General features: G+C 43.1%; 7 protein-coding genes and 1 pseudogene. 5 read left to right on the top strand and 3 right to left on the bottom strand.

Going from position 1 to position 6,903, the window contains the following annotated elements:
- Window positions 1-317, top strand: a 317-nt coding sequence (locus I595_RS14110; protein ID WP_054560071.1) for a Rid family hydrolase, incomplete at its 5' end; no start/stop codon positions are given.
- A gap of 119 nt (window positions 318-436) precedes the next feature.
- Here the strand turns inward: I595_RS14110 and I595_RS14105 are convergent.
- On the bottom strand, window positions 437-1,597 hold the full coding sequence (locus I595_RS14105; RefSeq protein WP_054560070.1) for a helix-turn-helix domain-containing protein: 1,161 nt from the start codon (window positions 1,595-1,597) through the stop codon (window positions 437-439).
- Window positions 1,598-1,787: 190 nt separating this feature from the next.
- Between I595_RS14105 and I595_RS14100 the strand changes: the two genes are divergently transcribed.
- The 3 genes from I595_RS14100 to I595_RS14090 all read left to right on the top strand — a co-directional run bounded on the left by I595_RS14100 (window position 1,788) and on the right by I595_RS14090 (window position 4,944).
- Entirely contained in the window at window positions 1,788-2,144 is a 357-nt protein-coding gene (locus tag I595_RS14100; protein WP_054560069.1) for a hypothetical protein, read from the top strand.
- 99 nt (window positions 2,145-2,243) lie between these two features.
- Window positions 2,244-3,473, top strand: a complete 1,230-nt coding sequence (locus I595_RS14095; RefSeq protein ID WP_054560068.1) for an FAD-dependent oxidoreductase — start codon at window positions 2,244-2,246, stop codon at window positions 3,471-3,473.
- Between the two features lie 139 nt (window positions 3,474-3,612).
- Window positions 3,613-4,944 carry a DUF5723 family protein gene (locus I595_RS14090; RefSeq protein ID WP_054560067.1) on the top strand — a complete coding sequence of 444 codons (1,332 nt, stop codon included), beginning with the start codon at window positions 3,613-3,615 and terminating at the stop codon, window positions 4,942-4,944.
- Window positions 4,945-4,963: 19 nt separating this feature from the next.
- On the opposite strand, the gene I595_RS14085 is transcribed toward I595_RS14090, so the two are convergent.
- Window positions 4,964-5,626: an HAD family hydrolase gene (locus tag I595_RS14085; RefSeq protein ID WP_054560066.1), complete on the bottom strand. Its 663-nt coding sequence runs from the start codon at window positions 5,624-5,626 to the stop codon at window positions 4,964-4,966.
- Between the two features lie 198 nt (window positions 5,627-5,824).
- Between I595_RS14085 and I595_RS14080 the strand changes: the two are divergent.
- Window positions 5,825-6,534 (top strand): annotated as a pseudogene (locus I595_RS14080) (DsbA family oxidoreductase).
- Here I595_RS14080 and I595_RS14075 read toward each other — a convergent pair.
- Entirely contained in the window at window positions 6,531-6,902 is a 372-nt protein-coding gene (locus I595_RS14075) for a DUF2237 family protein (protein WP_054560064.1), read from the bottom strand. The pseudogene I595_RS14080 and the gene I595_RS14075 sit on opposite strands and share 4 nt — an antisense overlap.
- Window position 6,903 lies beyond the last annotated feature (1 nt).

Genomic DNA, 6,903 nt, shown 5'->3' with positions numbered 1-6,903 from the left:
ATAGTATCAAGACCATCTATATTTCAGGTCAGGTAGGTAGCGGACCCAATTTTGAAACACAGTTTAGAAACTCGCTTGAAAATCTCTTTAAAACTTTAGAAAACTCCGGGGCGTCCTTTGATGATGTGGTCAAATACAACACCTATATCGTTGACTATCAACCGCAATATCTAGATACTTTTAGAACCATTAGAAAAGAATTGCTTGGCGATACGGATATGCCCGCTAGCACGTTGGTTGGCGTGGACGCCTTAGGCCTGCCGGAGTGGGGCGTGGAAATTGAGGCCGTAGCGGTAATACAGACTGCACCCAATTAACCGGATGAACAAAAACACCGTAGTGATTTTTGGATAAAAACCCCTGATGTACATCTGTAATACGGTACCCTTTTAACCACAATACGATACTTTGATGCGACAAAATTCCCGCTATCATATCAAGAACTCTTATCAGTACCTGACGTAATTTGCTGCTGGTAGGCCTTAGGTGTTGTTCCCATATCTTTTTTAAAGGCCCTGTAAAAGGCATTCTTGGAATGGAATCCACTGGCCTTGCCCAGGCCTTCAATAGCATGCTTCTCCAAAAACCCTTGATGTATCAATTTTTGGGCATGAGCTACCCTAAAACCATTGATAAAGTTATTAAAATTGGTATGATTGGACTGGTTGATCGCCTTGGAAACCCTATTTACGGGTATCCCAAGTTTCTGGGAAAGGATCACCACTGTTAACTCCGTATCCAAGTACCAACCTTCATTGGAAATGCTAGCTACCATATCCTGGAAAAAGTGACCTTGCTCCTGTGGATGGGCCACCGTTGGCAAAACCTTTTTTGCCAATCCAATAAGTACATTGGGGTTCCAAAACAAGTAACCCGATAAAAACAAAAAGCTTATTGAAATTAGTAATTGTGATGCTGGTACCGCTAGGTTGCCCCCATCCAGAACTGAAAACATGGCAAACGCAGAAACCACATAAATTAAAACTAAGGCCACCACGTAAAAAGTCTGCAAACGGGCAAAATCATAGAGCCATTTTTTAATCACCTTTTGTCCCTTGCCCAAATGGGTAGTTTTGTTACTGTAAAATTTGATGATCAACCTCCATTGGCCAATGAGATATGCAGTGCCCATAAACAGCTGGAACATTAAAACAACATATTCTGGAAGTATCCCATACGCACCTTGGTTTACCAAGTCCATATTGGCACTAACGCGTTGGACCAAATCCGTTTTAGCCGTTAGGTCCATACTGTAAAAACCCATGTAATTGATGACAACCAATGCAGCGGGCAACACATGCAACAAATCGCTCCAAGTAAATGCCCGTTGGGGTCTCAACACCGTCCTAACATGTAGATAAGCCGCTACCGAAACTAAATATCCCAACGGAACAGGCCATTTAAACAAATAGGGTGCCATGGAAATCCAACCGTACTTGATCAGTAGATAAAAACCAAAACATATTCCGTTACCCATAAAATAGAACGCCAGCAGCTGCACAGCTCTTCTTTGCCTAGCCCCAATCTTAAAGAGCAACACCAAGCCCGTGGCCATGGAAACCAAAATACTCCCTGCAAACAAAAAATCGTTCAACATATATTGCTCGTTCGTAGCCTAAGGCCAAGCATTTAAAACACTCTTAAGGCATACCCAATGGTTGTGATGCAAGCCTTACGGTGTCTTAGGCTTACGGAATATCCATAAATCTGGTACAAAATGCCAAATAGTACCTAAAACGCTATAAAAATCTTAATTAACTGTAAGAACTTGAGGTTTTGATTAAAACATGGTCCAAGATATCCTACAAAACGTCAAAAACTGGGGGAAACATCATGCAACGATTCGCTATGTAATACAAACCGACTTGCAAAGACAACAGCAAGATAGCCAATATTTGGATTATCATTTTTTATTGGGCACTACCCATCCCAGACAATTGACAATAAATACACATTGGCTTTCCAAATTTGGCACGCTTATCAATGAAAATAGTAAGGATTTTGGTGCCTTTCAGGTGGTCAAAGCCAAATATCAAGATGGTTGCTACCTTAAATTTGTTCTGGTAGATTGTACCCAAGCTCCACATCACAGTTGCGTTATTTCCAAGGAGGACCCAAATCGTCTATTGTTAGTGCACAAGTAAACCATACCCATTGGAAAAGGAGGGCATGCAGTTACCTGGGGCATTCCCCCACTATGGTTCAAATATGTATTTTTGCAGCGTCAACAGTGAAGAAATACCATGGACAAAAAAGACTATAAAATTTACATCATTGGGGCGGGCGTCAGTGGTTTGGTTGCAGCCAAAACCTTGAAGGAACATGGGTTTTTACCCGTGCTTTTAGAAGCTACCCAAAGTCCTGGGGGCAGGGTAAAGACAGATACCGCAGACGGAGTCCAGTTTGACCATGGTTTCCAAGTATTGCTGACGGATTACCCACAGGCAAAAAAGCACCTGGACTATAAGGCGCTTGAACTCCACTATTTTAAACCTGGGGCGTTAATTTTTAAGGACGGTACAACCCAGCGTATTGGTGATCCTTTAAGGGATCCTTCTTCATTTTGGCCTACGGTGAAAGCCACAATAGGTTCCGTTAAGGACAAGTTCAAAATCTATGCCCTAACGCGTCAGCTAAAGGCAAAGTCCATTTCAACAATTTTTTCCGATACTGAAACCACTACTTTGGCATATTTAAAAGCCTATGGGTTTTCAGACGTCATCATTGCCAATTTCTTTAAGCCTTTTTTTACCGGAATATTTTTAGAAGACACCTTAAAAACCTCTTCCAGGTTGTTTGAGTTTGTGTTTAAAATGTTCGGTGAGGGTTATGCGGCCCTACCCGCCAATGGCATTGGGGCGATTCCTGCACAGCTTGCCAAAACCGTTGGCCCATTAGAGTTTGAAACCGAGGTATCCCAAGTCCATGCCCATAAAATAGCAATAAAAAATGGCGCAACGGTAGAGGCCCATGCCGTTATCAGCACCTTGCCCGTTGATGAAAAAGGTAACATCCGCACCCAGCAAGTAACTTGGAAAAGCTGTGACAACCTTTATTTTACCGTTCATAACAGAACCTTTGAGGAGGGTATCATTGGTCTGGTGGCCCATAAGGATACGTTTACCAACAACTTATATTATCCCTTTGGACAAACTTTCAATGGTGACCCTGTACTTTCGGTAACCGTGGTCAAAAACCATGAAAAAACCCAAGAGGAACTCATTAAAACAGTTATGGAAGAACTTAGGCAACATTGCCAAATCCAAGTAAAGTCTTTCCTAAGGGCCTATCCTATTAAACAGGCACTACCGGATATCACCAACCTAGGGATGCAGCCCAACCCCAATTCCATCAGAAATGAGCAAGGGGTCTATCTTGCCGGAGACCATTTGCTAAGCGGGTCATTGAACGCGGCCATGGCGTCCGGGGAAGCTGCCGCAGAGGCAGTGGTAAGGGATTTTGTGCAGGATTAAACCGTCTTATTGGCCTATTCCCTTACCTCTACTAAAAAGTAGGGTAAGTTACCGCAGTTAATATACCTAACTATGGGTATTCTTTTATGGCAGCCTAACCGCTACTTTTGGTTCATAAAAACCAATTAAAGCCAATCCAATGAAAAAATACGGTATCCTTTTTACCCTACTCTCTGTTATTTGTGTGCAGGGCCAATCATTTTTGGGGTACGCATCGGACAATTTTAACGGTATTCACGGCACCGTGATCAACCCGGCCAATAGTGCAGATTCCAGAACCAAGGTAGACGTCAATGTTTTGACCACAGAGACGGTTCTGGGCACGGACTATACCAACCTTACCCTTGGCAATATCATCGATCTATTAGGTGAAGAAGGATTTACCGGTTTGGAACGCTTTCCGGCAGATAACAATCGTTTTTTGGTGGGAGTAGATATCAATGGGCCGTCCGTCCAAATATCCTTAGGTGAAAAACAATCCATCGCCCTGCTCAGTCGTGTGCGGTTTGCAGGAAATATCAACAACATCAACGGGAATCTTTTTGAAAGTATTTATGACGGTTTTACGGATGAAAACTTTGTCTTCTCCCAAGATAATTTTAATCAAACCATACATGCCTGGGGAGAGTTGGGGCTCTCCTACGCCCGTGTGCTTATCCCCGAGACCAATAACAGTTTTCTCAAAGGGGGCGTCACCTTAAAGTACCTTTTGGGAGGAGGTTTTGCCCAAGGAAACTCCAATACATTAAATGGAGCCTATGATTTTAATGTGGGCACGGTAAGTTTAAACGGTGATTTTAGCTACGCCACCAATATTGATGAGGATACCTCAACGGATTTTTTTAATGAGCTCACCGGGGGTTTTGGAGCCGATATTGGTTTTGTTTATGAATACAGGAACAACTCCTCCGTGGCAGCTGCCAATGGCCGCAATCCAAGAGGTTTTAATTTGTATAAATTTAAGGTGGGTCTGGCGTTGTTGGACATTGGCTCCATCACCTACAACAATGTTACCACAAACGCTTATGCGGTTAACGGTACTGTAAATGCCCAAGATTTGGAGGACGACTTTGAACAAACCTTTGAGGATAGCTTTCAAGAGACCGTAACCACGGGGGATGTCACCATTTCCTTACCTACCACCCTACGCTTACAGCTAGATTATAATGTGGTGCCCAAAGTATACCTGAACTTGGACTTGGCACAAAATGTCACCGATCAAAATGATGCACTGGCCAATCAACGTCTTAATTTCATCACATTTACCCCACGTTATGAAAGTCGTGGTTTTGCAACCTATGTGCCAGTGACCTTTAGTGAACTGGGCGGAACCAACATAGGTTTTGGTCTGCGTTTAGGCCCCTTGGTCATTGGTTCTGGAACCCTTGTGTCCAATTTGTTTACGGACACTGCAAATGCAGCCAACATATATGCAGGGCTTAGGGTTCCCATATACCACAAGCGTAATTAAGCTAAGGTGATCAAGAGAGTTAAGTGGGTATTTTGCCAAGCTTATCAAAGGTAATCTCGTTAAAATCTACAATCACCTTATCTGCCAAAAGATAATCTTGGTTCTTTGAATTTGGACTGTTATAGGCAACGGCATAAATTCCTGCGTTGTGGGCAGCCTTAATACCATTGGTACTGTCCTCTATGACCAAACATTGGCTTTTGTCGTAACCCGATGCTTGGGCAGCCTTTAAAAATATCTCGGGATGTGGTTTGGAGGCCTTTAAATCCGCCCCGCTTAATTTGGCCACAAAGTACTTGTCCAAATCAAAGCGGGCAAACACATTGTTGATGTTGGGCATGGAAGCGGAGCTTGCAAGGACCAAGGTCATACCATTGGCATAATAATCCATAATTAAGTCATGGACACCAGGGATTAAATCCAATGCCGGGTCATTAAAAAAGAGTTCTTTAAAATAGTTCCGTTTGATGGCAACCAAAGACTCCGGGGATTGGGATATCTTAAAATGATTGACCAATTGGGTACAAATGTGCAAGGTAGCCTGACCGGTAAAACTTTCGAACAAGGGGTTGGATACCTTAATTCCTACCTCTTTGAACATGGAAAAATAGGCCTTACGGTGTAAAGGTTCAGAATCTATGATTACCCCATCCATATCAAACAAAACCGCTTTAAACCGCATCCCCAATTTTTAGGCTAAGATAAGGACTGCCTAGCGTTTCTTGTTGGATACGTGTAAAAAGGCATTATTTATTTCCACTTAGGTACCATTTGCTACAAGCTAGTTTGCAGCGCATAGATGTGCTAAACACAAAACCTAAAGACCATACTTTTTTTGCTTGCTCAGTCAATAACCCAATATTTTACGACTAATTTTGACATGGCCTTAAAGCTATTTGCTATGAAAAAAGATGTGATTACGGTACATGTGGTATCGGACGTAGCCTGCCCATGGTGTTATATTGGAAAACGAAGGCTGGCAACCGCTTTGGAACAATGGAAGGGAAAAACCGTAGAGGTTACCTGGTGCCCCTATCAACTAGATCCCAATATCCCTGCCAGTGGATTGGACGGACATACGTACCTACTCCGTAAATTTGGTGATTTGGAACGCATCCATGAAATGACGGAGCGGCTTAAGGCGTTGGGTGCCATTGAGGGCATTAACTTTAATTTTGGAGACAAATGGCTTGCAGTAAACACCTTGGCCTTGCATCAATTACTCCACGTTGCCCGTGACGCCGGTTATGGCACGCTCTTAAAAGAACGCTTTTTTAAGGCGTATTTTGAAGAAAATCTTCCTTTAAACAATCTGGAGGTTTTGCAAGGGATTATGGGCGAATTTGGCTGGGAACCTTCAACAACCAAGAAATTCTTGCCGATAAAGCTATTGCCACTGCCGTACAACAAGAAATTGCCCATTACCAACAACTGGGGGTAAGCGGCGTACCCTTTTTTATCATTAGCAACAAGTACGCTATAAGCGGCGCACAACCGGCAAAGGTTTTTTTGGAAGCTTTTGAAAAACTATCCCCCATAAAAGAGGATGATAACACGACCAGCTGTGATATGGGGACGGGGCTATGTTAGGGTTGGTCTTCGCTATATTTATGCTCTAGCAAAAGTTCAAAATCTATGATTTCAAGGGCCTTTTCATGAGTGGCCTCCAACAGCACATCTGGGGCCTTACCTGCCCTATAGGCCTGTTTCCACCTAGAGGCGCACAAGCACCATTTATCTCCAGGCTTTAGCCCGGGAAATTGATACATTTTTATGGGAGTGCTTAAATCATTGCCTTGGGATTTGGTGTAGACCAGAAATTCTTCCGTCATGATGGCACAGACCACATGAGTACCTACGTCCTCTGGTCCAGTCTTACAGAAACCGTCCCGATAAAAGCCTGTCTTTGGGGCATAACAACAGGCTTTAAGTGCTGTGCCCAATACGTTTTTATCCATG

The organism is Croceitalea dokdonensis DOKDO 023 (assembly GCF_001306415.1).
Taxonomy (GTDB): Bacteria; Bacteroidota; Bacteroidia; order Flavobacteriales; family Flavobacteriaceae; genus Croceitalea; species Croceitalea dokdonensis.
This window is presented reverse-complemented; position numbering and strand designations above follow the sequence as displayed.